Origin of the sequence: Temperatibacter marinus, assembly GCF_031598375.1 — a bacterium.
Lineage (GTDB): Bacteria > Pseudomonadota > Alphaproteobacteria > Sphingomonadales > Kordiimonadaceae > Temperatibacter > Temperatibacter marinus.
Map to the genome: position 1 here is coordinate 2,011,000 of NZ_CP123872.1, position 26,501 is coordinate 2,037,500.

Genomic DNA, 26,501 nt, shown 5'->3' on the forward strand with positions numbered 1-26,501 from the left:
CTATCGCTCTTAACGCATATTATTTGCGGAACTGAGCATCTCATCGGCTGTTCGGATGACTTTTGAATTCAATTCGTAGGCACGTTGAGCAGATATCATGTCGGTGATCTCTCCAACGGCATTCACATTAGAATTTTCAAGAAATCCCTGAAGAATAGCACCGACGCCGTCCTCAGTTGGATTCCCCGGTAGTGGGGCACCAGAAGCCTGAGTTTCAACCATCAGACTGCCGCCAACCGATTCTAGGCCGGCTTCGTTGGCAAAGCGTGTCAGTTGAAGCTGACCAACCTGGTTTGGCTGAACCTGACCAGCGATCTTTGTATAGACAGTGCCTTGCTCATTAATGCTTACGTCAATAGCGTTGTTAGGGATGTTAATAACAGGCTGAACGATATAGCCTTCAGTCGTCACAACGCGTCCTTGGTTGTCTACTTGGAAAGAGCCAGCACGTGTGAAAGCCTGGTTTCCGTCTGGGGTTTGGACTTCAAAAAATCCTTTCCCGTTAATGGCTAGGTCAAATTCATTCCCGGTGCTTTGCAAAGCACCCTGGTCAGAAATTCTATAGATTCCTGCGGTTCTTACACCAACACCAATTTGCACACCGGATGGGACAACTGTATCTGTGGAGGAGTTGGATCCGACACGCTCAATATTTTGATAGAGTAGATCTTGGAACTCAGCGCGAGACTTTTTAAAGCTCGTCGTATTCATGTTGGCAATATTATTTGATATCACCTCGATGTTGCGCTGCTGGGCAAGCATACCTGTCGAGGCTGTACTTAACGCTTTCATCTTATTTACCTTTCTTTGGTTTTATTGCTTCACGCAGGTGAAGCGGGTTATTTTGGTGACGTTGCACCAAGAATTCTTTCGGCTTAGCCGCTTACTTTGGCCAATCTGTTCAAGCTGTCTTTTCTCATGTCTTCATAAGAATTCGTATTTTTGCCAGATCGTTCATAAGCACGCTGTATATCAATCATTTTCGTGATCTCTTCGATGGCGTTCACATTTGAACTCTCAATTGCTTTCTGAGTGACTCTTAATTCGTCAGGCTCAGGATCTGCTCCAATTTCATTGGTTCTGTAGAGGGAAGTGCCAAGTCGCTTCATAGCGCCAAGGTTCTCAAAGATCTTAAAGCCAAGCTTTCCCTTTTCTTCCGCCTGACCATCTACGTTGGTCACAGAGAGGGTGCCGTCTTTGGCAATAATGATATCGCGCTCTTCTTCTTCGAGTTGAATGGGAGATCCGCTATCGTCTAGAACACGCTCCCCAGATAAGAGGGTGATATAGCGTTCGTTATCGAGGCTCAATCGGCCATTTCTTGTATATTGAGTGTCGCCATTCTTTCCTTCTACACTGAGGAAGGCTTTACCACTGATAAATATATCGAAATTATTGCCGGTATTAACCAGGTTCCCTTCTGTCATCGTCCGGGAAACGCCGTAATCGATGACGGAGGCAACTTTGCCTGTAATGGTGCCGGGCGCATCCATAAGATATTCTTTGAACAGGACCTGCTCTTTCTTGAAGGCGGTCGTATTCATATTAGCAATGTTATGCGCCACAACGTCCATTTTACGTTTAAGCGCAGATCTGTGAGCAAGACTCACATATAGTGCGGTATCCATTTGTATCTCTCCTGCTTACGCAGTTAACCTTAAAAGCTCAATCCAGACTTTGTTGCCGCGACCAGGGTCTTTTATTGCCCTTTATTGATGGTTCATGGCTGTGCCTGTTATTGTTGCTTTCAGATATGCATAAGCTGTGCCAGTTTTTAATATTCAATAAAAACAATGAGTTGTGATAATTCTGTGCATCAATATCTGAAAAAAATTAGACGACAGGGGGGGAGTGTTGCCCAGCTATAGGTAGAATTGACCGGAGGGCGATGATGTTTTTTCCTGCTTGACCTTGAGCCTGACGGGAATGCTGTGTATGGGGTAGGGGATATTTATAAATAAGAAAATATGGTAACCCTATCAAAATAAAGCTAGAATCATGAAAATATTTATGTTTTTATAAGTTGGTTCGATATTTGCTTATTAAGTATGAATGTAATTTTGCGACCGCAATAAGAAAGGCAACAGATGTCTGAAGATGAGCCGATAGGTGAAGCTGAACTAGTCGAAGGACTGGAAAAGAAGAATTTCAGCGGAAAGAAACTTGTTATTATAGGAGGGGCTGTTGTTGTCCTTCTGCTCATTGTTTTTGTTGTGATGTCTTTAATGGGCGACGATGATGAGAAGCCTCAAGAGACTGAAGCTGATCGACTGGATAAGCAAGCCCAAGAAACAATTCAAGCACGCGAAGAGCCTCAAATACAAGAAGTTATTGGTGAATTCAATGTGCCTCTAAGATTGCCGAGTGATAGTGATAATCCCGCAGCCTCAAATGCGGTGGACGGGGATGGTGATATTACTGTTCAATTGAACACAGGTGATTCTTCTCAGGCCTACTTGAGTGTCAATGTCACCTTACTTGTGGACCGGGAGCGGTTTAAAACACAAATCGAAGAGCAGAAATCTGCCCTCATCATTAGTGAGTTTATTACCTACTTAAGTGAACTCAGATTAGAAGATGTGGAAGGAAGTCGCGGAAAAGAACGTCTTAAAGAAGAGCTCCTGTCTCGAATTAATCAATCCCTTGCCCCGATAAGAGTGAAAGATGTGTACTTCACTAAATTCCTTGTGAGTGCGGGTTAGTTGCAAGAGGGTTGTAGTTGTTTAAAGGACGATACCAAGAATGATCGATGATGACGAAAATGTAGATGATGATGCGTTAGCCGCCGAATGGGAAGCCATGGCTGGGGACGACGAGGATGAAGATGTCGATCAGGATGCTATGGCTGCCGAATGGGAAGCTATGGCAGGTGATGATGGCGACACCGGCGGTGGTGAAGGGGAAGAAGACGATGATGGTAGTACGCCAGGCCGGGTTCTTGATCAGACAGAAATTGACAGCCTTCTTGGATTTGATGGGGACGATGGTTCAGGAGAAACCACAGGCATTCATGCCCTAATCAATAGTGCACTTGTCTCTTATGAGAGACTGCCGATGATGGATATTATTTTCGATCGTATGGTCAGAATGATGTCAACCTCCCTAAGAAATTTTACATCAGATAATATCGAAGTTTCCCTCGACAATATTACCAGTGTTCGTTTTGGTGATTATCTAAACTCCATACCACTGCCGGCAATGCTTTCGGTTTTCCGCGCAGAAGAATGGGATAATTATGGCCTGATGACAATTGACTCGAGTTTAATCTACTCGATCGTTGATGTGCTTCTAGGCGGGCGCCGCGGTACAGCTGCTATGCGGATTGAAGGGCGTCCTTATACGACCATTGAACAGACACTGGTTGAGCGTATGGTTTCAGTTGTTTTGAAAGATATGTGTAGTGCCTTTGAGCCTCTCTCAAAAGTGAATTTTGTCTTTGACCGTCTAGAGACCAATCCACGCTTTGCAACCATTGCACGCCCGCCTAACGCCGCTGTACTCATTAAATTGAGAGTGGATATGGAAGATCGAGGCGGTCGGCTTGAAATCCTTTTCCCTTATGCGACTTTAGAGCCTATTCGTGAACTTCTCTTACAGCGGTTTATGGGGGAAAAGTTTGGCCGAGATTCAATTTGGGAAAGTCATTTGGCTACTGAATTGTGGAAAGCTAATGTGGAATTGAATGCCATTATGGACGAAGAGACTATGTCTCTGAAGGATGTTATGGATCTCCAGATAGGACAAACGTTGGTGTTCAATAAAACGCCCAATGATGAGGTGGTTATCAAATGCGGCGATGTTCCAATGTTCAGTGGGTCCATCGGACGGGCGGGTAAGCATGTTGCAATCCAAGTACGCCGGGCTGCAGAAAGACTAGCAACAAAAGAGTAAACCGGTTATAGTATTGATGAATTTGAGAAATTTGTTAATTTTTCGGTAACCCTAGTTTGTTAGTATAGGAATAGAGAGTATGACTCCGCTTTTGGCTTTGGTGATTGATGGTGTTCTAGCTGTGCTGCTTATTGCGGCAATTGGTGCTTGCATGGTCGTCTACAAGAAATTGAACGCGATCCGAAGCGGACAGGATGAGATGAAGGCGATTGTTCAAGAGCTGAATACGGCTGTCATAGAAGCGCAGCGCAGCGTAGGGCAATTGAAACATACAGCCGTTGAGGTTGAAGAGCAGCTTCAGACACAGGTTAAAAAGGCCAAAGTGTTATCTGATGAGCTGCTTTTAATCACAGAGGCTGGTAATAATTTGGCCGATCGGATTGAGCAACGATTGACGAAGGAATCTGGAAAAGGCTCTGATCCGCTGCATACAGTCAGTGAAAAGAGCGAGGCAGATTTATTTGGAAGTCAGCCTAAGAAAAAAGTGAAGTCAGAACAAAAACAATTGCTAGAAGCTCTAAAAGAAGCGCGCTAGCCAAAAAGAATTAAACAAGTCTGGATTGGACGAGAGGATAAAATGATGCTGAGTAACGTTAAGCTGTTTCCGACGTTAATAATTGTATCCCTAATTGCTTTGGTATTGAAGGTTTCAAGTGTATGGACTGGTGTTGAGCTCATGAATGCTCCAGTGGTCGCACAAGAAAATCAGGAAGAAGATAAGCCTGAGAAAAAAGACGATAAGCCTGCTGCTGACAAAAAAGATGATAATCAACCCGCTGATTTGGATGATATCGTGAATGGGGATGATCTGTCTTCGACAGAGGAAGATAACATTCTCCAGAAGTTGCGCCAACGAAGCGCTCAGATCGATCAGCGAGAACGTTCAATTGACCTGAAAGAAAAGCTTCTGTTGAAAGTTGAGCAAGACATTGATTTTAAGATTAAAGATCTTGAACGTATTCGTGGAGAGATCAAAATTCTTCTGGGCGAGTTTGAAAAGCATGAGAAGGACAAGTTGAATAAATTGGTAGCTATGTATTCTAATATGAATCCCAAAAGAGCTGCGCCAATTTTTGTTGAGCTTAAGCAAAAGGATTTAGCAACGCTGCTGAAAGTCGCGAGCAACATGCCCGAGAAGAAATTTTCAAAAATTCTTGAGTTGATGCCTGCATTGCAAGCTTCAGAGCTGACGACAAGCATGGCTGAAATGGCGAAGCCAGATGCCTCAATTGCATTGCAATAAGTGAGAGTAGGGGCGGGAGTAATATATGACGGATTCAGTGGTTGATCTTGATGATCGAATTTCAGCAGTAAAAGAACAATATGGGGAAGAAATTCCTATTGATACTGTTGGGGAAGTCGTTTCTTCACTCGTTTCAGGAACATCTCAAGCCGGCGATATACAGCATATTGCAGGTGAGTTGAAGGAGCTCTTAGATTTCATTACCGCGGCTCGCGATGAGTTAGGGTCTATGCGACCTAAGTCTTTATCGGCTGTCGATATTCCCCGAGCTGCTGATGAACTGTCTGCTGTTGTGGAAAATACAGAAGCTGCTGCTGGGACTGTTATGGACGCTGCTGATACGCTGTCTGAAATTGCCTTTTCAATGGAGGGAGACCAGGCGGACACTCTAATGAAGCTGTCTACCGATTTGTTTGAGGCAAGTAGTTTTCAGGACATCACCGGCCAGCGTATTAACAAAGTTGCTTCAACACTTGACCATCTTGAAGATAAATTAATCGCCCTTGCAGAGGCAATCGGGGATGATTACGTGGAAACAGTAGAAGAAGAAGTCTTTGACGAGGGCGGAGATGTTGTAAATGATGAAGCCCTTCTTCATGGACCACAACTTGATGGAGAAGGTAATTCTCAAGCGGATATTGATGCATTGCTTGCGAGTTTTGATTAATCACGCACAGCATGGAATTTTGAATATCTTTTTGAAGGCCGATTAGTCCTATGAAAGAGTTGATGTCACATTCAAATAGAAACATTTCCTCTGAAGAGTCTGGCGGTAATTCTACGCTGGGCATGTTTTTAGCTCTTTACTTAATTCTATTGGGTTTTTTCATTGTTCTGACGGCTTTGTCAGAGCCTTCTACCAATAAATCTTCTGAAGTGATGAAAAGCGTTAATTCTAGCTTTAAAGAGCTCGCCACGGAAACGTCTGGCGAAAAGGTGGCTCAGAATGACTTTCCCGCAGCTCGGGACGATAATTTTCTTAGAGCAGTTAATGAACGTTTGAAATCATCCCTGAACATCGAAGGACGTTTTGGTTCAGAAGGTGGAAATGTCCTGCGTGTAGCAATCGATGCTGATCAGCTTTTTGCTCGGGGTTCTCTAATTTTGAACAGAGAAAAACAGGCGATTATACAAGATATTCTTGAACCCTTTGAAGCGGCAACACGGGGATCTAAAGAATTATTCATTCTATACGGCATTGGTACAGGAATTCTGAGTGCAGATGAAACGAGGCCCGATCAATTCGCGGTCATGCGGTCAGAGTCTCTGAGAAAAACAATTGAGCAAACTCACGGCGGAAAATTAAAATTCACATCAGGATTAGTTAAAGAGAAGAGTAATACTATCTTTTTCGTTTTTCGGCATAAACAGCCAGTGAGCCTGAGGCTTTCTGCTCTCTCTGGTTCGGTAATTGAGATTGAGGGGAATACTCATGACTCAGAATGAGGAAGATCCTTATGAGAACTCAGAGGGTTCAGCCTGGACGGTGACCTTTGTTGACCTCATGTCTCTTATGTTGACCTTCTTTGTCCTGCTCTTCTCAATGAATACTGTTCAAAGCGCAGGCTGGGAGAGTCTTGTGGACTCAATGAAGCAGCAGTTCAGTGTTAAAGAATCTGCGGTTCAAGTCGAAGATGATAGTCGTAAGTCAGCTGTTTCTGAGATCCGCGGTAAAAATGTTAGGTATTTAGCAACACTCTTTGAAAATAGTTTGAAGGATGATCCTTTGTTTAGGGGCGGATCTTTTGATCTCGTAAACAATCAATTGGTGATGACAATCCCTGCGGAAAATATTTTTCTTCAATCCGATCATCTTATTTCACCAGACCAAGCGAAGAAATTTATTGAGTTGGGCATAAAATTGGCGCAATTGCCAAATAACATTATAATTAATGGTATAAGTCCTCAGGATGCTCAATTTCTGGAGCCTTATAGAAACCCAAGTGAAAAGGCAATTGCAATGGCGAGGTCTGTTGCTGCTGTTTTCGATAATAGAGGGGTTAAAGGGGCGATGACCATAATTGGCCGAGAAGAAAGATCTGGATCGAAAGAGCGGATTGAAATTAAAGTTCTGGACGAAGGTGTGAAGCGAGGTATTTATGAAATACTTTAACAAAGTATCAGGCGTAGGACGCATGTCTTACACTGTTAAATCAACAGTAGTTGCTGCCCTTTTGATGACAGCGCTACCTGCCCTTGCAGGCAGTGCCACTTCAGCAAATTCTGCGGTTACTGCCTCTCAAGCACAGGCTCAGGTCCCTGTTAGAGGGAGTGAGCAAAATGGCTTCACGCGGTTGATTTTTGATTTTCCAGTCGAAGTTCCTTTTCAAGTTGTTAAGACAGGTACAACGCTCGAAGTTATCTTTGAGGCCTCTTTTCAGCCTGCCTTTACGGGTGCTGTACAGTCTGGCATGACGAATTTTACGGCTCCATCATCTGTTGGCACAACGACAACAACGACAGTCCGTTTCACAGTGAATGCTGAGGCATACCCTAGACAATATCGTCGGGGAACGTCTGTGTATTTAGATATATATCCTGTGACGCCAGCTTTTGTGAGAGATCGTACCCGTCGTATGCGAGAGAGGCTGGCTCAGGGAACTGTGCGTCCACAAGTCACGAGCCCTACACCGGCACAAACATCCAGTTCAAGGCCTGCATCTACGCCAGATACAGCTGAAGCTCGCACCGCGGCTACGCCAGAAGAGTCTAATGCAGCTACAACGCAAGGTGCGCCGGCTACGAGCGGGGCTACACCAGAAAATCGTACAGAAAATCAATCAACGTCAGATGCTAATGTGCCTCCTGTAGGGGATGAGCCCCCTTCAGCCGCCGCGGCCGTAAAAAAACCTGATGAAGAGATAATCCAGAAAGAAAAACCAAAGCAAGATCGTGATTTAAGCAACCTTGTTTCGACGACTGAATTAAAACCTAAAGACGATAAGAAGCCTCAGGACGACAAGAAAAAAGAAGCTCTGGAAGGACCTGAATATACGCAAGGCGAATCTAAAGCTGTGACGGATGGCCAGGATATGGATGTCCAACTGACTGTCACGAAAAAGTCTAAAGGGGTTATCTTTGAAACCAATGATGGCATAGCGGGTAGCGGCGGTACATTGTCAGTGGATGTGAATAGTCTGCCTGATTTGTCAGGCGTTTCTTTCATATTCAATATGCCAGGAATTGTTCCAGCAGCTGCTTTTGAGCGCTATGGTAATCTTTGGATTGTCTTTGATGGTAAAATGAATATTGATGACCGCGGGATGCTTGAAGCCAAGAAAATTCTTGAGGGGCGCGTGCAAGGGGTTTATCCCGTTGAGCATAAAGACGCAACCATCTTACGCATGGCGATCACGGCAAACCAAAATATTGTCATGGAAGTTATTGAAGATCGATGGGTTCTACAACTTAAAGATACGCCGACACGGCCACGCTTCCCTCTTTTACCTCAGCGTAGAAACGATACGCTGAATGGCAATCATATCTTTGTTGAAGCCAATCAAATTGGAAATAAGCTTACCTTTGAAGACCCAACAATTGGGGATGAAGTGGTTGTTTTACCTCTTTTAGGTATGGGAAGAGGTCTTTCTTCTAAGAGGGATTATGCTGAAGCTATCTTGATGAAAACCGCTCAAGGCATTGCAATTGAACCCTTATCAGACAAAGTTATTATCAACCGTTTTAGAACAGGCGTTGCCATTAAAACCGAGGTCTTGTCAAAAGTTGGAGAGATGTCTGCAATTTTAGCGCAAAAACTAGTTGATTTTGATGCTTGGCGCATAGGCTCGACAAGAGATTATAAGAAAAACCGTGCACGACTTATGTTGAAGCTCTCTCTTGCAGAGCGGAAACAGAGAAATAAATATAGATGGGACCTAGCTCGGTTCTACTTAGCACATAACCGTCCGACGGAATCTCTTGGTTTGTTAGGATTGATGGTTGAAGACGATCCCACAATTGAACGTAAAGGGGACTTCCTTGCTGTAAGAGGTATTGCAAATTACCGAATGGGGCGCATGGCTGAATCTGGAGCAGATCTCTTTAAGACAACCTTGAATGGTGAGCAGGATATCGAGCTTTGGCGGGCGAAAATTAAAGAAAGCCGCGGGGCTTTTAAGGACACACTGGACCATTACAGACGTGGTAAAGATGTGATTGGAGGCTATGTGCCTGCCGACCGTGCCTCTATTCAACTGGCCGTGATACGTGCGGCTCTTGCTGAAGAAAATTTCCGTATGGCCCAGCAGGAACTTGATCTCTTTCAGGAAATGAAAACGGATAACCTTCGAGAGCGTCAAGTGACAGAAGGCAAATATCTTAGAGGAAAACTTGCAGAAGCACAGGGGCGTCAGTCTGAGGCTCTTGGGTATTTTGATGAAGTTTCTTCGTCACTTGATCGAAGATTATCTGCATATGCTCGATTTAGTAGAGTGATGCATAATCTAAAGATGAAGGATATTTCGGATGATGAAGCTATTGCAGAACTCGAACGATTGTCATTCGCCTGGAGAGGGCCAAAGTTTGAAGGGTTAGTGAAGTCTAAACTCGTTGAACTTTATGAACAGAAAAAGCATTATAACATGGCTTTTGATGCCTTAAAATATGGAACAATTTATTTTCGTTCTGAAGCAACAAAACATCGCTTTCCTGAGCGCATGCGTAATCTCTTTAAGCGTCTATTCTTGAATGGTGAGGCGAACAGTCTCCCTGCTAGTCGCGCAGTAGCTATGTTCTTCCAATATCAAGAACATAACCCAAAGGGGCCCGATGGTGACCGTATTGTTATTAATCTTGTGGACCGCCTTGAGCAGATGGATCTGCTGGACGATGCGGCTAATCTTTATCTACACTTAATTACAACGCGAGTTGAAACTCAGTCTGCGAAGGCCAGTTTAGCGGCTGATTTAGCCCGTGTTTATATCTTAGATAAGAAACCTGAGAAGTCTTTAGACATTATTCGCGCAACGAAGCAAATGGGCCTGCCTGAGGATATTATTGACAAAAGACGCTGGGTTGAAGCCAAGGCCTTGATTGAACTAGGTCGCTATGAAGAAGCGGAAGTTCATCTTGAAGATGATGGGTCTTCTATGGCTAAAGAGTTAAGAGCAGACCTTTACTGGGGAGCACAGGATTATGAACAGGTTGTTACATCTACCCGAGTGCTGTTAGGAGATAGCTGGCGTCGTAACGAAATGCTTGATTCGAAAAGCCGCCTGTTCCTTATTCGATCTTGTATTGCCATGGCATTTAATCGAGATCGTGAAGGATTAAAAGAAATGCGAGATCGCTATGGCCTTCAGATGCGTGTAGGTGACTTGAATACTGCTTTTGAGCTATTGACGAATCAAGAGGATCTTTCTGGTGGAGAGCTCAACAGTATTGTGGAACAGATTGCAAGTATCAATAAACTGCGTACATTCATGCGTGATTATAATAAAGATTTCTCTGATAAATCTGCACAATCTCAATAATTTGCAGCCTGCGAAATTTTAAAAACCATATATTTATTATATAGATAGTCATGTCTACATTTCCTTCACAAAAAGGTGATGAGGATATGATTATCTTTTTTGCGAAGCCTGGGCCATGATCAGGGTGTTGAAACAAACCAACCAATTTGGGTTAAACAATAATTGCATATGGAGGACATCATGCAAAACACACTTAAAAAAGCAGTAGTTGCAACAGGTGCGATGGCATTGGCTCTTTCAATGGCGACAGCGACAGCATCAGCTTCATCGTCTAACGTTATCGAAAAAGGCAAAGGCAAGAAAGTAAAGTGCTACGGTGTAGCAGCGAAAGGCAAGAATGATTGCCAAACAAAAAATCACTCATGCGCAGGTGAAGCAAAAGCTGACAACGCTGCGGACGAGTGGGTATATATGCCAATGAATCTTTGCAAGAAACTTGCGAAAAGCAGTGTAGGTAAGCCTCGTAGCTAATCCTTATCAAGGTAAGAATTATGCGTTCAGGGTTTTCACTCTGAGCGCCTTTTTTTAGGAATTTTTATGCACAAGCGTCACTCAGATCTTCCCCTTGGAGTAAGTTTAAAATCTGATCATTACGATGCGATTATTTCAGCAATGCCAAGTTTGGACTTTTTTGAAATCCATGCTGAAAATTATATGATGCCTGCCGGGCCTCATATTCGTGCGCTTCAAACTATTCGTGAGCACTATGATATATCAGTTCATGGCGTTGGCTTATCACTTGGAAGTGCTGAAGGACTAGACAAAGATCATCTGCGGCGTTTCAAGCATCTTGTTGAATGGATAAACCCCTGCCTGGTTTCTGATCATCTCTCATGGTCCGTAAGTCATGGGGCCTATTTAAATGACCTTCTTCCCTTACCATTGAATGAAGAATGTCTTGAGGTCGTCTGTAGAAACATCTCAGAGGTTCAAGATGTCCTTGGCAGGCAGTTACTTGTTGAAAATCCTTCAAGCTATTTGTCCTATACGCACTCAAATATGGGCGAAGCTGAATTTCTCAATGAAATGGCACACAAGACAGGTTGCGGTCTTTTGCTGGACATTAATAATATTTATGTTTCAGCAACAAACTTGGAGTATTGTGCCAAAACCTTCCTTCGGGAGATCAATCTGGGTGCAGTAAAAGAAATTCACCTTGCAGGGCATGCAACAAAAATTATCGACGGACGCACACTATTGATAGACGATCATGGGTCTCGCGTCGCTGATGAGGTCTGGAGTTTGTACAAATATGCTCTCGAGGGTGGCATTGGCGGTGCGACGCTCATTGAATGGGATAGTAATTTACCTGATTTTTCAGTCTTTATGGAAGAAGCAGATAAAGCGGCCGCGCTTATAAATGTGCCTCCCTCTCAGCGCGAGGCCTTATTATGACAGATGAATTTCGCTCTCCCTATGACTTGGCAAGTCTGCAAAAGGATTTCACAAAAAGGCTTTCTAATCCTTCCTGTGAAGAAAGTGACATTGAAGATTATATACAAGGGGGACTTTTTGAGCCTTCGGAACGTCTTCAGATCCATCAGAATAACGTACACCTTTCTCTGGTTGATACAATTGTATCCAGTTTTCCAGTGACTTCTTCTATGACGGGGGATGATTTTATTAGAGCTGTCGCACGGGAGTTCGTGAAAACTGAATTACCATCAGCACCAATGTTATCTGCCTACGCACCGCGCTTTGCTGACTTTTGGCTTGGCTTTGATAAGGCACAAGACTATCCCTTTATAGCAGATATGCTGAGGGCCGAAGCTGCGATAGATTATGTACAGGAAATGCCTGAATCAATCCCAATATCCCCAGTTGAATGGCAAAAATTATCACAATCAAAAATATTGTTGGAAAATAATTCCTTAAAAATTACAAAATCTAAAATTGCTTTTTGTAGTCGATGGCCTATTATAGACATGTGGCTTGCAGCAACGGGCCAACTTGATTTTGATGGGATTGAAATGGCAGATAATCCGCAGAATATCCTTGTGATCAATGTGGAAGGAGATGTGTTTCTGCATTCCTTAAGCCAATCTGAATATGATTTTTTGTCCTATAAGGGTGAAGAGAATGGGGTCGAGCAACGCTGTGAAATATATCTTAAAAACGCTGAAGAATTTGGAAAAGATTCTTTAGGGTCGGTGATGGCATCACTTTTTGAAAAGGGTATATTTATATACTAAGACCTCAGGGTCGATAAAAGGATTATAATATGGTTGAATTCTATAACTCGCTTGTTAGGAAATTAGAGTCCCTTCCTGCACCTGATATAAATCTCATTGCACGGCTTTGGATCGCTTATATTTTTTGGAAATCAGGCAGAACTAAAGTCGATGAAGGTTTCCTGGAGCCATCTGAGACTACATATCTGCTTTTTGAAAATGAATATGCGCTTCCTCTTCTGCCATACGATCTTGCAGCCCATATGGCCATATATGCAGAAACTTTTTTACCCCTATTGTTGATTGCGGGCTTCATGACAAGGGTCAGTGCGACCATGTTGCTGGGCATGACAGCAGTCATCCAGATATTTGTTTATCCAACAAGTTGGCCGGACCATTTGATGTGGGCTGTTGTACTTGTATTCCTTGTATTACGAGGCGGTGGGGCTATCTCACTGGATAGAATAACCATAGAAAAGAAAACAGTTAAGGCTGTTTAATCGACGGATCGAGAGGTATTGTAATGGACGATATAGATCGCAAAATTTTAGCACTCTTACAAGAAGATGCAACCCTATCTACAGCTGAAATTGCTGAAAAAGTAGGACTTTCTACGACGCCCTGCTGGCGCCGGATTCAATCCTTAGAGTCTGAGGGGTTTATTACCAAACGTGTAGCAATTGTTGATCGTGAGAAAGTAAATGTCCCACTTGATGTGTTTATTGCCATTAAAACAAACCAACATAATATCGATTGGTTTGGGAAATTTTCCAAGGCTATAGATGAGTATGATGAGGTTGTAGAATTTTATCGTATGAGCGGCGAGGTTGATTATCTCATGCGTGTTGTCGTGCCCGATATGGCGGCTTTTGATACTTTTTACAAACGATTAATATCTAGTGTCGAGCTCTCTGATGTGAATAGTAGTTTCGCTATGGAACGGATTAAATATACCACAGCTGTTCCGCTAGACTATATGATGGATTCCCCAACACCGAGACGTCGGAGACGATAAGCATGAAATTTGATGTGATTGATACCCAGCCTAAAGAAATACTTTTGGCTGATTATGCCGCCTATCCTTTTGCCATTGATACAATTGCTCTGACTTTTAAGCTCTCTCCAGCAGAGACAATAGTTACGTCTAAACTGTCGTGTAGAAGATTAGGACAGGCTTCGACCGTCCTCGAGCTTAACGGCGGGCCTTATATGTCTCTTCTCTCTCTTCACATGGACGGTGTGCTTTTAGAGGCAGAAAAAGACTATGACCTTTCTGAAGAGCATTTGCGGGTTTATAATGCGCCTAAGTCATTCGAACTCACTGTTGTCACCTCCATTAACCCTCAAGAAAATACACGCCTGGAAGGTCTATATCTTTCCAGTGGTAATTTTTGTACCCAGTGTGAAGCTGAAGGCTTCAGACATATTACTTATTATCCAGATCGACCAGATGTGCTGTCAGTTTTTTCTGTTCGTATTGAAGCCTTAATGGAAGACTATCCGGTCTTGCTCTCTAATGGCAATCCTGCGGGTGCAGGTGAGATTGCGGGTGGATATCACTATGCCATATGGAATGATCCGCATCCAAAGCCAGCCTATCTTTTTGCACTTGTTGCTGGCAACCTGGCCTGCTTGACAGATAAGTTTCACACTTCTTTAGGGCGGGATGTAACCCTCAATATTTATACTCTTGAGAAGGATCAAGCTAAATGTGATTATGCTATGGGTGCACTAAAACGGTCCATGCAATGGGATGAAGAAACATACGGACTGGCTTATGATCTTGATGTTTATAATATCGTTGCAGTTTCGGACTTCAATATGGGAGCGATGGAAAATAAAGGCTTGAATGTCTTTAATACGAAATATGTCTTAGCGAGTCCAGACACTGAAACAGACACTGATTTTGCACATGTTGAAGGTGTGATAGGACACGAGTATTTCCATAATTGGACAGGTAACCGCGTGACATGCCGCGACTGGTTTCAATTAAGTTTGAAAGAGGGGCTAACGGTGTACCGTGATCAAGAATTTTCCAGTGATATGGGGTCACGTGTGATTAAGAGGATTGATGATGTAAAGGCTTTGCGCGCCGCTCAGTTCCCCGAAGATGCAGGACCATTTGCACACCCAGTCAGACCTGAAAAATACATTGAAATCAATAACTTTTATACAGCGACTGTTTATAATAAAGGGGCTGAAGTTATTCGAATGATGGCAACCATTATTGGCCAGGCTGCTTTTAGAAAAGGTATGGACTTATACTTTGAAAGACATGATGGCTCTGCAGTTACCTGTGAAGATTTTGTTCAAGCAATGGAAGATGCCTCAGGCTTTGACTTGAGGCAGTTTAGATTATGGTATTCTCAGGCAGGGACCCCAGAAATTAAAGTTGATGTAAAAAAAGGGCAAGGCAGTAAAACTATTCTTTCCGTGTCGCAGACTGTTCCTTCTACCCCTGGTCAGGATATGAAAAAACCTATGGTAATTCCTATTGTCATGGGATTTGCTACGGAGCATGGAGATTGCTTAAGTGCGCAGGGCCTAAGCTCTAATATCCGACCTCTCGGGAATGGCAGCTTTTTACTAATGATGACCCAAGGGGCTGATGAATTTACTTTTGAAGGGGTTGAGCCTACAGCTGTACCAAGCCTGTTGAGAGGCTTCTCTGCTCCTGTGGAGATGGAAACCACACTGTCAGAATTACAGCAATATTTTATACTGAATTTTGATACCGATTCCTTCAACCGCGTTGAAATGAGCGACCTGCTTCTGAAAAAAGAAGTTTATAAAATTGCGGAGCAAATTGAAGCGTCACAAACGAAGACAGTTTCCAACAAATTAATCAAAAGCCTTGGACAATGTCTGGAAGCTTATGAACGTGATCCTGCTTTGATATCGTCGATACTTTCTATGCCCAGCGAGAATGATTGTATCAGTTCCATGAAGCGATTAAGTATTGATGCTGTTTTTGAGGCGCGTCAGTTCTTAGGAAAAAAGATTGCCCATCGATTGAGAAAGTCACTTCAATCTGTTTATTTATCTTCGCGCAGTGCCGCTAAAAGTCTGTCCTTGAAGGGGGATAAACAAGCTGTTCATTTTAGACGTCTTCAAAATGTCTGTTTATCATATATGGCGAAAACTGGGGGACATGCTGAGAATAGATTGATTGTGGACCAGTTTCAGGACAGTACCACTATGACGAATAAATTGGCTGCGCTTCAAGCATTGGTTCATAGTTCAATTGGCAAGCGTAAACAGCTTATTCGCCATTTTTATAAGGCCTATCGAAAAGATGAACTGGTTGTTGATAAATGGTTTGCTGCGCAGGCTCTTTCAACACATGAGAATGTTCATTCTGAGATTGCTCTTCTGCAAAATCATAGAGACTTTTCCTATACAAACCCCAACAGAATACGCTCCTTAATTGGGATGTTTACCATGGGGAACTTAAGTGCATTTCACCGACGATGCGGCAAGGGGTACGAAATTTTGGCAAATGCAATCTTGAAATTAGATGATATTAATCCTCAAGTTGCAGCTCGTATGTTAACGCCGCTTGGCCGCTATCATAAGTTGGATAAAGAGCGGCAAGTCTTGATTGGCAAGCAGTTGAAACGGATTTTAGCAAAAGAGGGGCTTAGTAAGCCGGTGTATGAAATGGCAAGCAAGGCCTATGAGGGGTTGAAAAAATAAGTAAGATATCAACTATTTAGATCGTATTGGCTGGATGGAAATACTGAAATCCCTTTTATGGGGTATAATAATGGCATTCATGATTATAAATTGATTTATTCGATTAGATTGTATAAGGGTTGCATAACTATAGGAAGATTAGGGTCTCACGATACACATTCAAAATGCAAACAATACAACTTTAATTGTTTGTTTGGTTGTATCAATACCATATAAAGTATTATAGTTATATCACCGTGATGATAAATTAGGATATAATAATGAATGATTTAGAACTAAAGTCCCCTGATCCAGTCGACACATATGTCGGGGGTCGGGTACGCGCTCGTCGTAAGATGTTGGGACTCAGTCAAACTCAATTGGGCGAAGAATTGGGAGTGACTTTTCAGCAGGTTCAAAAATATGAACGCGGCACGAATAGGATTGGATCAAGCAGACTGTTTCGAATGGCAACCGCTTTAGACGTACCCGTTGCTTATTTCTTTGAAGGCGCAGAAACTTCCTTGCCTGGATATTCTGATAGCGTAGTCTTGGATGAAGACACATTCCAGCGTGAAGAAACACAGGAATTGGTACAAGCCTATTACCGTATCAATGATCCCCGTATCCGCAAGAAAGTGTTGGGTCTTGCCCGTCTCCTCTCTTCGGGAGTTGATGAATACGGCATGTAGCTTTTGTCTGCATAGAATTGAAAAGCCAGCTTTATGCTGGCTTTTTTGTTTTGAAATAATATTTCAAAAATAATTTAAAAATCATTCCTTTTATTGTCGACATCAAGAAATGCCAAAGTTATAAACGCGTAAAGTTGTGTTTATTTCTAGAGTTGGAGCCTCTTTATGCCTGAGTATCGTTCAAGAACATCCACCCATGGTCGCAATATGGCAGGGGCGAGGGCCTTATGGCGCGCAACCGGCATGAAAGATGAAGATTTTCAAAAGCCGATCATTGCCGTGGCCAATAGTTTTACACAGTTTGTGCCGGGTCATGTTCACTTAAAAGATATGGGGCAATTGGTCGCTCGTGAAATCGAACAAGCTGGGGGAATCGCCAAAGAATTTAATACCATTGCTGTTGATGATGGTATCGCCATGGGGCACGACGGTATGCTCTATAGTCTTCCCAGCCGAGAGATTATTGCTGATAGTGTTGAATATATGGCAAATGCGCATTGTGCCGATGCCCTGATTTGTATTTCAAACTGCGATAAAATCACTCCGGGCATGTTGATGGCTGCGATGCGGTTGAATATTCCAGCTATATTTGTTTCTGGCGGTCCTATGGAGGCTGGAGAAGCTGACTATGAAGATGGTAGCATTCGAAAACTAGATCTTGTGGATGCGATGGTTGATGCAGCTAATCCTGAAATCTCTGATGAGGAAGTTGCTAAGATTGAGCGATCTGCTTGCCCAACATGTGGCTCTTGCTCTGGGATGTTTACTGCAAATTCAATGAACTGCCTTATGGAAGCCTTAGGACTTGCTCTGCCTGGGAATGGGACAACACTTGCGACTCATGCGGACAGAAAACATCTATTCTTGACGGCTGCACGACGCATTGTTGAAATAACTCGAGACTACTATGAGCATGAGAATGACGCAGTCTTGCCGCGAAATGTCGGAAATTTTAAAGCCTTCGAAAATGCCATGGCTCTTGATATCGCTATGGGAGGATCAACCAATACTGTGCTTCATATTTTAGCGGCAGCACGAGAAGCCGAGATTGACTTTACAATGGACGACATTGACCGCTTATCTCGAATAGTACCAAATCTTTGTAAAGTTGCTCCCGCGACTGAAAAATATCATATTCAGGATGTGCATAGAGCGGGGGGCATTATGGCTATTCTATCAGAACTTGATCGCGGCGGACTTATTAATAGAGAGAGCCCCACAGTCCATACACCGACTTTGGGAGATGCCATAGATGTGTGCGATGTAAAAATGAATAACGATAAAGAATTGCACCGGTTTTTTAAGGCAGCACCAGGAGGTGTTCCAACGCAAGTGGCCTTCTCTCAGAATAAAAGGTTTGACTCCTTAGACTTGGATAGAAAAGAGGGATGTATTCGCTCTGTTAAGCACGCTTACAGCAAAGAAGGGGGCTTGGCGGTTCTTTTCGGAAATATTGCTGAAGAAGGCTGTATTGTTAAAACCGCTGGTGTGGATGAAAGCATATGGAAATTCACTGGACGTGCACGTGTTTTTGAAAGTCAAGATGCAGCGGTTGCCTCTATTCTTGGGAATGAAATTGTCGCAGGCGATGTGGTTATTATTCGCTATGAGGGCCCTCGCGGCGGCCCAGGAATGCAAGAGATGCTGTATCCGACCAGTTATCTAAAATCTATGGGACTTGGGAAAGAGTGCGCTTTGCTTACTGATGGTCGCTTTAGTGGTGGCACAAGTGGTCTCTCAATCGGTCACGCTAGTCCTGAAGCGGCAGAAGGCGGGGCGATTGGCCTTGTAGAAGAGGGCGATACTATCGAAATCGATATTCCAGCGAGATCGATCAACGTTGTCATTTCTGATGCCGTTCTTCAAGAAAGAAGAGAGGTGATGGAAGCAAAGGGTAAGGCAGCTTGGCAGCCCGTGCATCCACGTCCAAGGAAGGTAACAACAGCGCTGAAGGCCTACGCAATGTTGACAACCAGTGCCTCAAAAGGGGCTGTACGTCAGATTGACTAAGTCCTTATATTTTATCTTTAATATGAATGTCAGATCCTATAGGGTGATCTGACATTTTTTATATTCGGAGGGGGTCCTATGTCCTTTACAATTCGCAATGCCCTAAGTGAAACACTTGGCATAACACTTAATCATATTATACGAATCTTTGCGATTTTGGCTGGCCTTATAGTGGTCATTGCAGTGGTCGCTGTATTATTCACCTCAGTAACATCTGGTGGGGGGATTGAGAATAATCCACCTTCAGCACTCACTTTATTTGTAGTTGTCGTACTCTTACTTATCTTTATGCTGACCTTTTATGGGGCTTTGTTTAATTATTTTGTGCGCCTCGGAGCGCTTGGTGTTGATCGGGCTATAGGCAGTTGGTCAGCGCTTTTATCGTCCGGACTTGTGAATGGGATCAAATTTTTCTTTATCTCTCTACTTCTCGCTATTGTTTCACTAGTGATCTCTTTCATTTTATCTTTTGTAGGCGTAGATATTTTTGGATTAGAGTCGCTTAATCAACCAACACCAGAATTCACCCCAACTGTCGAAGGGTTAATGACGGCTATGAGTGCGCAGATGCAAGAGCAAATGACGCTTACTATTCTGACATTCAATGCCATTGTGATGTTTGCCATTAGTTTTGTCTATGCCGTATTTTCTGCGAATTTGACGAAAACCGCCCTTGATGATCAGCACAGCAGTTATGAAACACCGCATACTGGTGATTTTGCCATAGTGCTCTTTTTCATATATTTGATCACGTTAGTGCCTCAATTGTTGGCGATTGCTACAGGATCAATAATGTTGATGATCATTCTATCACTGGTTCTTGCCATGCCCTCTTATGCTGCAATTGCCATCGCACACGGGGTTAGGCACCGCATGTGCGCGCCTGCAGAAGCTGATATTGAATATCAAGCTCCTCTTGAATCGGACGGGGTAGCAGACAGCCTAGAGGGTGAGATTGACGACTCTGACGAGAATGATGGCCCTGGTTATGGATCTAAGAAATAATCTCAGTAAATTAGGCGTTAAATGACCTGAAGGCTCTGCTAGTGCAGGGCCTTTTCTCTTGGACATAAATCCAGTTGCCTTTCAGGGTATTTTATCTTATCTGGTGCTTTATGAATGATCAGAAAGGATCAGAGATGTCTTTACCTTTGGACAGTGCCTTAAGGCCCTTTATGTATGGAAAATTACACCGCGTCACTGTGACAGGTGCAGAATTGGACTATGTTGGATCTATTACCGTGGATCCTGTTCTCTTACGGGCCAGTGGATTGCTGCCGCATACGCAAGTTGATGTGGTCAACATAACGAACGGTGAACGTATCCAGACATATATTATTGAAGGAACAGAAGGCAGCGGCGTTATTTGCTTGAACGGGGCAGCCGCACACCAATTTAGCAAGGGCGATCTTGCCATTATAATGGGCTATGAAATGGTAGCGGCCGATCAACTGCCTGGTCGTATTTCAAGAGCCGTTCATGTGGATTCAAACAACAAGATTGTCGGCAAGGACGAATATAGAACGCCGGCCTTCAGTGAACTGGGTAAACCGGAGGCGAACCGAGAAGGTGAAATATACGAAACTGTTAAAGGCGAGGGAGGTTGATATTCCTTAGCTTTATAGCTGCCGTTTTTGACCGTTTTCATCCACAGCAACAAAAATGAAATTCGCTTCAGTGACTTTTCTTGGTTCAGAATGGTCATGCCAAGATGTTGCATAGACATCAATCTTAATCACCATTGATGTCTTTCCTTTTTTAATGGTCTTTGTATAAAGACTGACCACTTCCCCCAGATTGATGGGCGAAATAAATTGCATGCTCTCAATTGCGACTGTGGCGACAGGGCCCTTTGCGACAGCCGCAGCCTCGATGCCTCCGGCGATATCCATTTGGGAGAGCACCCACCCTCCAAAAATATTGCCGTTGATGTTTAAATCGGCAGCCATAGGCGAGACACGCAGAGTTACTTCTCTATCAATGATACTCATGAGATAATCCTTTTATTTCTTTGGGAAAGATTCGACATCGTCGCCTAAGCTTTCCACATAGAGTGTCTGACTTGGAAAGGCGAAGTTGGCATCGTTAAATTCCACTATGTTTTTAATTTTAAGGAGCAGTTCTTCTTTCACTTCTAGCCATTCAAGCCAATTGGTCGTATTTGTGAAACAATAGAGTAGGATATTTATGGAACTGTCAGCAAAATGATCAATTCTAACAAAAGTTGATGTTTCCTCTGGGCGAGCAAAAGCTTTGTTTTCAGATAGATAGGTCTCAATGGCCTGGCGTATATTCCTTAGTTGCTGTTCAGTGGTGTTATATTCAACCCCAATAACCCACTTGATTCTGCGGTAGGTCATTCGCGAAAAATTTGTCACTGCATGATCAGCTAATTTTGTATTTGGCACATAGACTGGTGCTTTGTCAAAGCGTCGCACGCGCGTCGTTCTAAAGCCAATATCTTCTACTGTACCTTCAACAACACCTGGGATTAAAATCCAGTCTCCAATATGAAAACGTTTCTCCCCCAAAATGAATAATCCAGCTATTAGGTTTTTGAATAAATCTTGCGCTCCCAGAGCAACAGCAACCCCAAAAAGGCCAAGGCCTGCGATAATTGGACCAACTTGAATGCCCCAAATTTCGAGAATTGTTGCAGCACCCAGTAGAAAGAAAGCGCCTTTCATGGCTTTGGTTACCCAGCCAATCATGGAAACCGTAAGAAAACGACCTCCGCTTGATTCAATCATTTCCGCCAGCGGGCCTGTTGCTCTAAACAAGGCCCAGAAAATGGTGAAGGAAATCAAAGATCGATTAATATTTGCTACCATATCCATGTAACTTTCAGGAAGGTCGAGATAGCTTGTTGCGAGGAAAACACCAAGGACAACGGGTACAAGGCGAATGGGCGCTTCGAGGGTATCAACAATTGCATCATCAATTGTATTTTCTGTTTTATTGACGAAAGCGCGAATGCGGCTCACGACAATACGAGAAAACAAATCCCTTAAGACAATGAAAAAGATAAGAATAGTACACCCGAGCAAGACGCGAGAGACATCAAACCCGTATATACCATTTGACCAGACATCTAATACAAGACCCCAAAATTCTTGGAGAGCTGTTTCCATTGTTTATCCCTCTTTCTTATCTTCATCTTTGTCTAAAATATCATAGGCTGACATATCATGCCCTCTGCGTGCACTAAAGAATAAAAGGGCCATTAACCCAAATCCAATAAGCAGTGTGAAAAAGACACCAATTCCAAGAGCAAACGACCCATGAAAGCCAATGTCTACATCATCAAAGGTTGTCCACACAGAATACATGAACCAAAAAGACAGGCCAGCCATGAATAACAAAAAAGCAATGGTTAGATATTTTAGCATTTGTTTCTCTTTCTACTACTCTTATGGGAAAAACCCTATAAAATAAAGTATGATATAAAGCCTTTTCTTTCCAATAGAAGGAAAATAATGCATACTCATCATGCGTAAGTTTCAAGTAATCATCACAGCGGTTGATTGCACTCTCCGCTGTTTGTTTAATACCAACAGAGGAGACTTATATGACTGTAAAGCAGATCCTGCGCGAAAAAGGCAATCAAATTATTTCTATTGCAGAGGATGATAGTGTTCTCGATGTTTCTAAATTACTGGGCGAGCGCCGTGTTGGGGCAGTTCTTGTTATGAAGGGCGACACTCTGGCGGGCATTATTTCGGAAAGAGATATTATTAGGGGCCTTTCAATCAGAGGCGGTGATGTTTTAGGGGACAAGGTCGAGAGCTTAATGACTCGTTCCGTGGTGACATGTACAGGGACTGATAGTATCCATGATCTAATGGAAATGATGACTGAGCGTAGAATTCGACATGTTCCCGTTGAAGAAGAGGGTAAAATAATTGGAGTCATCTCTATTGGTGATGTTGTGAAAGAACGGATTAGTGAAACAGAACACGAAGCGGAAGCTCTGAAACAGTATATTACATCGGCCTAATCAGACCTTCGCACTAGAGGGCTTGCAAGCTCAATGGTTCTTTTGGCATTCGTGGACCAATAAAAAGACCGATCTTCCAACGTTTGTCGTGCCGCTTTTGCCGCTTTCTGGCGAGACTTAGGGTCTTCAACATAATGCATTATAGCATCGTGCAGGCCCGCATGATCTCGCGTGTCGAACAAAATACTGTCTACGCCGTGAGTTAAAATCTCTTCAATATTGGCTTGTCTGGGGGCGATGATAGGTTTTGAAAGGGCAAGATATTCAAAAATTTTCAAGGGACTGGCATATTCAGTGACCGCAGGCTGTAAGGCAATATCAAAACAATTCACGTAATCTGCTACTTTCTCTCTTGCAACAACGCCAGTAAAAGTAACTCTGTCTTCGATGCCTAAGTCTTTTGCCAAGATTAAACAGTCCGCAACGGCAGGCCCATCCCCAACAGCCATTAGATGTAAATTATGGTTTTCTTTTTCAGTTGCGATTAACCGAATGACATCGTCTAATTTGTGCCAATCTCTTATATAGCCGGTAAATCCAAGTATGGTTTTACCAAAAAGATTATACCACTGTACCATTTGGCCTGTATCAGTATCAATATTATCAAATTTATCAGGGTCGATCCCATTGTGCATGCTGACAATTTTGTCCTTTGAGACACCTGTCTCTGCCACAAGACCTGACAAAACATCAGAAACAGTGATGATTTTATCTGCAGACTGCCAGATTTCTGCCTCTAGCTTTTTTGCAGTACCGTATAGGGCGAGAGTTCCATGACGGCGTCTCTCGTCAGCAAGCGGTGCATTCACTTCCATGATTAAGGGAGTTTTAGTTTTCTCTCGAAGCCATTTTCCAGATAAAGTAAAACAATTATATCGTTCATAGATAAAGTCTGGCTGAAATTCTTCATGGGCCTTGAGTAATTTTTTATAGGCCCGGTAGCTATAGGCGATTTCAGCCAGTTCATAGATGAACGCTGGGACGAGACCTCTTATTTTATTAAAGAGGGAGGCTTTTTCTTGACCGCCTTTGTCTTGAGGCGCAGGGCAGACAACATGAACTTCATGGCCTGCAGCTCGAAAAGCTTTAAGCATTTCAGTGATATGCACATTCTGACCATCCAAAGCGAGAGTTCTATGGTGATAGAGTATCTTGTACGATTTTGATGTCATCGTTTTTCATCCAGCCTCTGTATCTTCTTTATGAAGACCCCTTTGCACTCCTTATAAAGACAACATTTTCACATAGCAAAAAAAAAGAGAGCCCCATAGGCTCTCTTGCATATTGGATGACTTAGCCTAACTCACGGCTGTTAATTCCTTCTTGAAGGCATCAAAGATAGAATTGACATGATCCGAGGCGTTTATAATATTTTGAATAGATGCATTAAGATCCTCCACAATCGTCAAGTTTTTATTGTTTTCAGAAGAAACGAAAGAGGCTGTATCAGAGGCTTGGCTCGCCATGCTTGAGACTTGTTTAATGCTTCGGCTGATTTCCTCAGTTGCAACATTCTGTTCATCAACGACAGACGCTACGCTTGAAGTGATCTTACTGGTTTTTATGATCCCGTCCTTAATCAAAGAAACAGCCTTTGCCGTATTGTCTGAAGCATGCTGTACGTTAAGAATTTGATTTGAGATGTCCTCAGTGGCTTTTGCAGTTTGACTGGCCAGATTTTTTACTTCACTTGCAACCACAGCAAAACCGCGCCCGGCCTCACCGGCTCTTGCAGCTTCGATGGTTGCGTTCAAGGCTAAAAGATTAGTTTGCTCGGCTATGTCTGTGATTAAGCTTATGACGCTGCCAATTTTCTCTGAAACAGAAACAAGATCCGACACATGTTTTTCTGCCATATCCACTTCCTTGGTTGATTGAATGGCTATCGAGTTAGTTTCCTGCATTTGAGTGCCAACATCTCGTATTGAAGAGGTAATCTCTTCAGTTGCAGAAGCCACCTGTCTAATATTCGTAGAGGATATCTCTATAGATTTTGTGGTTTCCTGACTGAGTGTCATGGTCGTTTCAGTTGTTTCTTGAAGTGTCTCGCTAAAGACAAAAAGCTGATCGCCACAGTTATGAAGTCCCGATAGGGCTTCTGAGAGTGATTCTTCAAAAGAAGCAATGGAAAGGGCGAGCTGAGCATTTTCTGATTGTTCTTGGGTGTGACGAACTTCATCGATGGCAAATGAATTCTCTCCAATTAACGTTATGGGATCTTCAGGAGGGCGGCTCATAATCGTGATTTCCTCTTCCAAAGCTTCAAGCTTTAGTTCCTTTTCCAGAAGTCTTTGTTGTACCCCATCAATAACCTTGAGAATTTCTTTCATATCAGGAAACATTGACGACCCTGAATATTCTTCCAAGGCAGTCCCTTCAGACAGACAAATGAGTTGCTCTTTTATTTTAGTAAGCGGCTTAACCAATTGCGCTGTGAGCTGTGTGAGGCTTTTGTAGAAGAGCGGCGTGAGCGCTCCTATTAAGAGGCAAGATAAATAAAAGCGAACTTGAGCTGAAATTAAAAGCGCATCGTTATATGCTGTAGCGTTGCTCCTGAGGCTCTCTATGACTTGTCGGTGAGCGCGGGATAAAGAAAGTAAAGCATCTTCAACATGATTAACTGTCAGAAGACTTTCTGTCACATCTCCAGGTTTTTTAAGCGATTCGCCTTCTATGGCTTCGATGCTTGCCCAGTCGACAGTGCTATAGGCCTTGGTTAAAAGAGCTAATTCAGCAGGGCGGGCGTTTATTTTCATAAAGGCTAACTGATCGCGTGTGGATTTGAGCGTACTATAGGCAGAAATTGTCGTGATGGGTGACGGTAGTTTGCGGGCTTGGTAAAGTGCTCCATATATAATGCGCGCTCTTTCAGTCTGGTTTAGAATGTCAGTAGCCGCGTAATTGAGCAGATAATAACTGGCTAGAGTGGGTTCATTGATTGTTTTACTGATAAAAAGATAATGGTTTGCAGCCATATCCATGAGCGCATAATAGGCGGGCAAATAGGTTGAAACAAAGGTGTAATCTGCACGTATCCGCCGCCTGGCTTGCTTCAATGCAGTATGTAACTGAATTATTTCACTGTTGGCCTTTCTGGCTCGCTCTTGTAATGTTCTGTGCAAGAGAGAGCTTTGGACAAGATCTTTAAAGGCATCAATGGCCATATCTGTTTGTGCCTCTTTCATCGCCAAATTGTCTATCTTTTGCTGAAGGTTGGTTGTTTGTCCTTTGATTTCCGCGATCGAGACCAGAGCTAGAACCCTTAGTTCCTCTGTGACATTTTCTCGTATTTCTAATATGGGCTTCTGAATCAATTGGCTTTGTAGATGTAATTTGGTCGCTGTGATTCCC

26 protein-coding genes (1 of these 26 running past the window's edge) are annotated in these 26,501 nt (G+C 43.1%); 19 read left to right on the top strand and 7 right to left on the bottom strand.

Translation table 11 applies throughout. The annotated features are described in order from the left end of the window. Window positions 1–9 precede the first annotated feature (9 nt). Together flgG and QGN29_RS08915 are read right to left on the bottom strand one after the other, a co-directional pair. Entirely contained in the window at window positions 10–792 is a 783-nt protein-coding gene (gene flgG, locus QGN29_RS08910; RefSeq protein ID WP_310797507.1) for a flagellar basal-body rod protein FlgG, read from the bottom strand. A gap of 83 nt (window positions 793–875) precedes the next feature. Further along, window positions 876–1,628, bottom strand: a complete 753-nt coding sequence (locus QGN29_RS08915) for a flagellar hook basal-body protein (protein ID WP_310797508.1) — start codon at window positions 1,626–1,628, stop codon at window positions 876–878. Window positions 1,629–2,087: 459 nt separating this feature from the next. Between QGN29_RS08915 and QGN29_RS08920 the strand changes: the two genes are divergently transcribed. The 18 genes from QGN29_RS08920 (at window position 2,088) to panD (ending at window position 20,760) form a co-directional block, all read left to right on the top strand. Further along, window positions 2,088–2,702 (top strand): flagellar basal body-associated FliL family protein, encoded by a 615-nt coding sequence (locus QGN29_RS08920; protein WP_310797509.1) that lies wholly within the window; start codon window positions 2,088–2,090, stop codon window positions 2,700–2,702. 40 nt (window positions 2,703–2,742) lie between these two features. After that, the gene (fliM, locus tag QGN29_RS08925; protein WP_310797510.1) at window positions 2,743–3,891 is read left to right on the top strand and encodes a flagellar motor switch protein FliM; all 1,149 of its coding nucleotides are present in this window, start codon (window positions 2,743–2,745) and stop codon (window positions 3,889–3,891) included. Window positions 3,892–3,970: 79 nt separating this feature from the next. Continuing rightward, window positions 3,971–4,426 (top strand): DUF6468 domain-containing protein, encoded by a 456-nt coding sequence (locus QGN29_RS08930; protein ID WP_310797511.1) that lies wholly within the window; start codon window positions 3,971–3,973, stop codon window positions 4,424–4,426. Window positions 4,427–4,471: 45 nt separating this feature from the next. Next, window positions 4,472–5,134, top strand: coding sequence for a MotE family protein (locus tag QGN29_RS08935; RefSeq protein WP_310797512.1), 663 nt, complete (start codon window positions 4,472–4,474; stop codon window positions 5,132–5,134). Window positions 5,135–5,159: 25 nt separating this feature from the next. Next, window positions 5,160–5,801: a protein phosphatase CheZ gene (locus QGN29_RS08940; protein ID WP_310797513.1), complete on the top strand. Its 642-nt coding sequence runs from the start codon at window positions 5,160–5,162 to the stop codon at window positions 5,799–5,801. Window positions 5,802–5,863: 62 nt separating this feature from the next. After that, window positions 5,864–6,580: a hypothetical protein gene (locus QGN29_RS08945; protein ID WP_310797514.1), complete on the top strand. Its 717-nt coding sequence runs from the start codon at window positions 5,864–5,866 to the stop codon at window positions 6,578–6,580. Further along, window positions 6,567–7,247 (top strand): flagellar motor protein MotB, encoded by a 681-nt coding sequence (locus QGN29_RS08950; protein ID WP_310797515.1) that lies wholly within the window; start codon window positions 6,567–6,569, stop codon window positions 7,245–7,247. The genes QGN29_RS08945 and QGN29_RS08950 overlap by 14 nt, the downstream gene beginning before the upstream one ends. Beyond that, the gene (locus QGN29_RS08955) at window positions 7,234–10,605 is read left to right on the top strand and encodes a hypothetical protein (RefSeq protein WP_310797516.1); all 3,372 of its coding nucleotides are present in this window, start codon (window positions 7,234–7,236) and stop codon (window positions 10,603–10,605) included. The genes QGN29_RS08950 and QGN29_RS08955 overlap by 14 nt, the downstream gene beginning before the upstream one ends. 180 nt (window positions 10,606–10,785) lie before the next feature. Continuing rightward, entirely contained in the window at window positions 10,786–11,076 is a 291-nt protein-coding gene (gene bufA1, locus QGN29_RS08960; RefSeq protein WP_310797517.1) for a BufA1 family periplasmic bufferin-type metallophore, read from the top strand. A gap of 66 nt (window positions 11,077–11,142) precedes the next feature. Continuing rightward, window positions 11,143–12,000: an MNIO family bufferin maturase gene (bufB, locus tag QGN29_RS08965; RefSeq protein ID WP_310797518.1), complete on the top strand. Its 858-nt coding sequence runs from the start codon at window positions 11,143–11,145 to the stop codon at window positions 11,998–12,000. After that, entirely contained in the window at window positions 11,997–12,797 is an 801-nt protein-coding gene (locus QGN29_RS08970; protein ID WP_310797519.1) for an HvfC/BufC family peptide modification chaperone, read from the top strand. The genes bufB and QGN29_RS08970 overlap by 4 nt, the downstream gene beginning before the upstream one ends. Window positions 12,798–12,826: 29 nt before the next feature. Further along, a complete protein-coding gene (locus QGN29_RS08975) occupies window positions 12,827–13,276 on the top strand; it encodes a DoxX family protein (protein ID WP_310797520.1) in 450 nt (149 codons plus the stop codon). A gap of 23 nt (window positions 13,277–13,299) precedes the next feature. Continuing rightward, entirely contained in the window at window positions 13,300–13,791 is a 492-nt protein-coding gene (locus QGN29_RS08980) for an Lrp/AsnC family transcriptional regulator (RefSeq protein WP_310797521.1), read from the top strand. A gap of 2 nt (window positions 13,792–13,793) precedes the next feature. After that, complete coding sequence (pepN, locus tag QGN29_RS08985) at window positions 13,794–16,472, top strand: aminopeptidase N (protein WP_310797522.1); 2,679 nt, start codon at window positions 13,794–13,796, stop codon at window positions 16,470–16,472. Between the two features lie 260 nt (window positions 16,473–16,732). Next, window positions 16,733–17,143 (top strand): helix-turn-helix domain-containing protein, encoded by a 411-nt coding sequence (locus QGN29_RS08990; RefSeq protein ID WP_310797523.1) that lies wholly within the window; start codon window positions 16,733–16,735, stop codon window positions 17,141–17,143. Window positions 17,144–17,308: 165 nt separating this feature from the next. Then, window positions 17,309–19,153 (top strand): dihydroxy-acid dehydratase, encoded by a 1,845-nt coding sequence (gene ilvD / locus QGN29_RS08995; protein WP_310797524.1) that lies wholly within the window; start codon window positions 17,309–17,311, stop codon window positions 19,151–19,153. Window positions 19,154–19,231: 78 nt separating this feature from the next. Next, window positions 19,232–20,158, top strand: a complete 927-nt coding sequence (locus QGN29_RS09000) for a hypothetical protein (RefSeq protein ID WP_310797525.1) — start codon at window positions 19,232–19,234, stop codon at window positions 20,156–20,158. Window positions 20,159–20,292: 134 nt separating this feature from the next. Then, a complete protein-coding gene (gene panD / locus QGN29_RS09005; protein WP_310797526.1) occupies window positions 20,293–20,760 on the top strand; it encodes an aspartate 1-decarboxylase in 468 nt (155 codons plus the stop codon). Between the two features lie 12 nt (window positions 20,761–20,772). Here panD and QGN29_RS09010 read toward each other — a convergent pair whose 3' ends face one another. Genes QGN29_RS09010 through QGN29_RS09020 form a run of 3 tightly spaced genes read right to left on the bottom strand, consistent with a single transcriptional unit; the run spans window position 20,773 to window position 22,542 of the window. Then, entirely contained in the window at window positions 20,773–21,144 is a 372-nt protein-coding gene (locus tag QGN29_RS09010) for an acyl-CoA thioesterase (RefSeq protein WP_310797527.1), read from the bottom strand. 12 nt (window positions 21,145–21,156) lie between these two features. After that, window positions 21,157–22,284 carry a mechanosensitive ion channel family protein gene (locus tag QGN29_RS09015; protein ID WP_310797528.1) on the bottom strand — a complete coding sequence of 376 codons (1,128 nt, stop codon included), beginning with the start codon at window positions 22,282–22,284 and terminating at the stop codon, window positions 21,157–21,159. Between the two features lie 3 nt (window positions 22,285–22,287). Beyond that, complete coding sequence (locus QGN29_RS09020) at window positions 22,288–22,542, bottom strand: hypothetical protein (protein WP_310797529.1); 255 nt, start codon at window positions 22,540–22,542, stop codon at window positions 22,288–22,290. A gap of 179 nt (window positions 22,543–22,721) precedes the next feature. Here QGN29_RS09020 and QGN29_RS09025 point away from each other — a divergent pair, with 179 nt between their 5' ends. Further along, window positions 22,722–23,150, top strand: a complete 429-nt coding sequence (locus QGN29_RS09025) for a CBS domain-containing protein (protein ID WP_310797530.1) — start codon at window positions 22,722–22,724, stop codon at window positions 23,148–23,150. Here QGN29_RS09025 and QGN29_RS09030 read toward each other — a convergent pair. Both QGN29_RS09030 and QGN29_RS09035 read right to left on the bottom strand, forming a co-directional pair. Then, window positions 23,147–24,322: a glycosyltransferase family 4 protein gene (locus tag QGN29_RS09030; protein WP_310797531.1), complete on the bottom strand. Its 1,176-nt coding sequence runs from the start codon at window positions 24,320–24,322 to the stop codon at window positions 23,147–23,149. The genes QGN29_RS09025 and QGN29_RS09030 overlap by 4 nt on opposite strands. A gap of 126 nt (window positions 24,323–24,448) precedes the next feature. After that, window positions 24,449–26,501, bottom strand: partial view of a methyl-accepting chemotaxis protein gene (locus QGN29_RS09035; protein ID WP_310797532.1) — the 3' portion only. Its footprint extends 134 nt past the window's final position; 2,053 of the gene's 2,187 nt are visible here — the last part of the coding sequence; its start codon lies beyond the right edge, outside the window — the gene reads right to left on this strand; the stop codon is at window positions 24,449–24,451.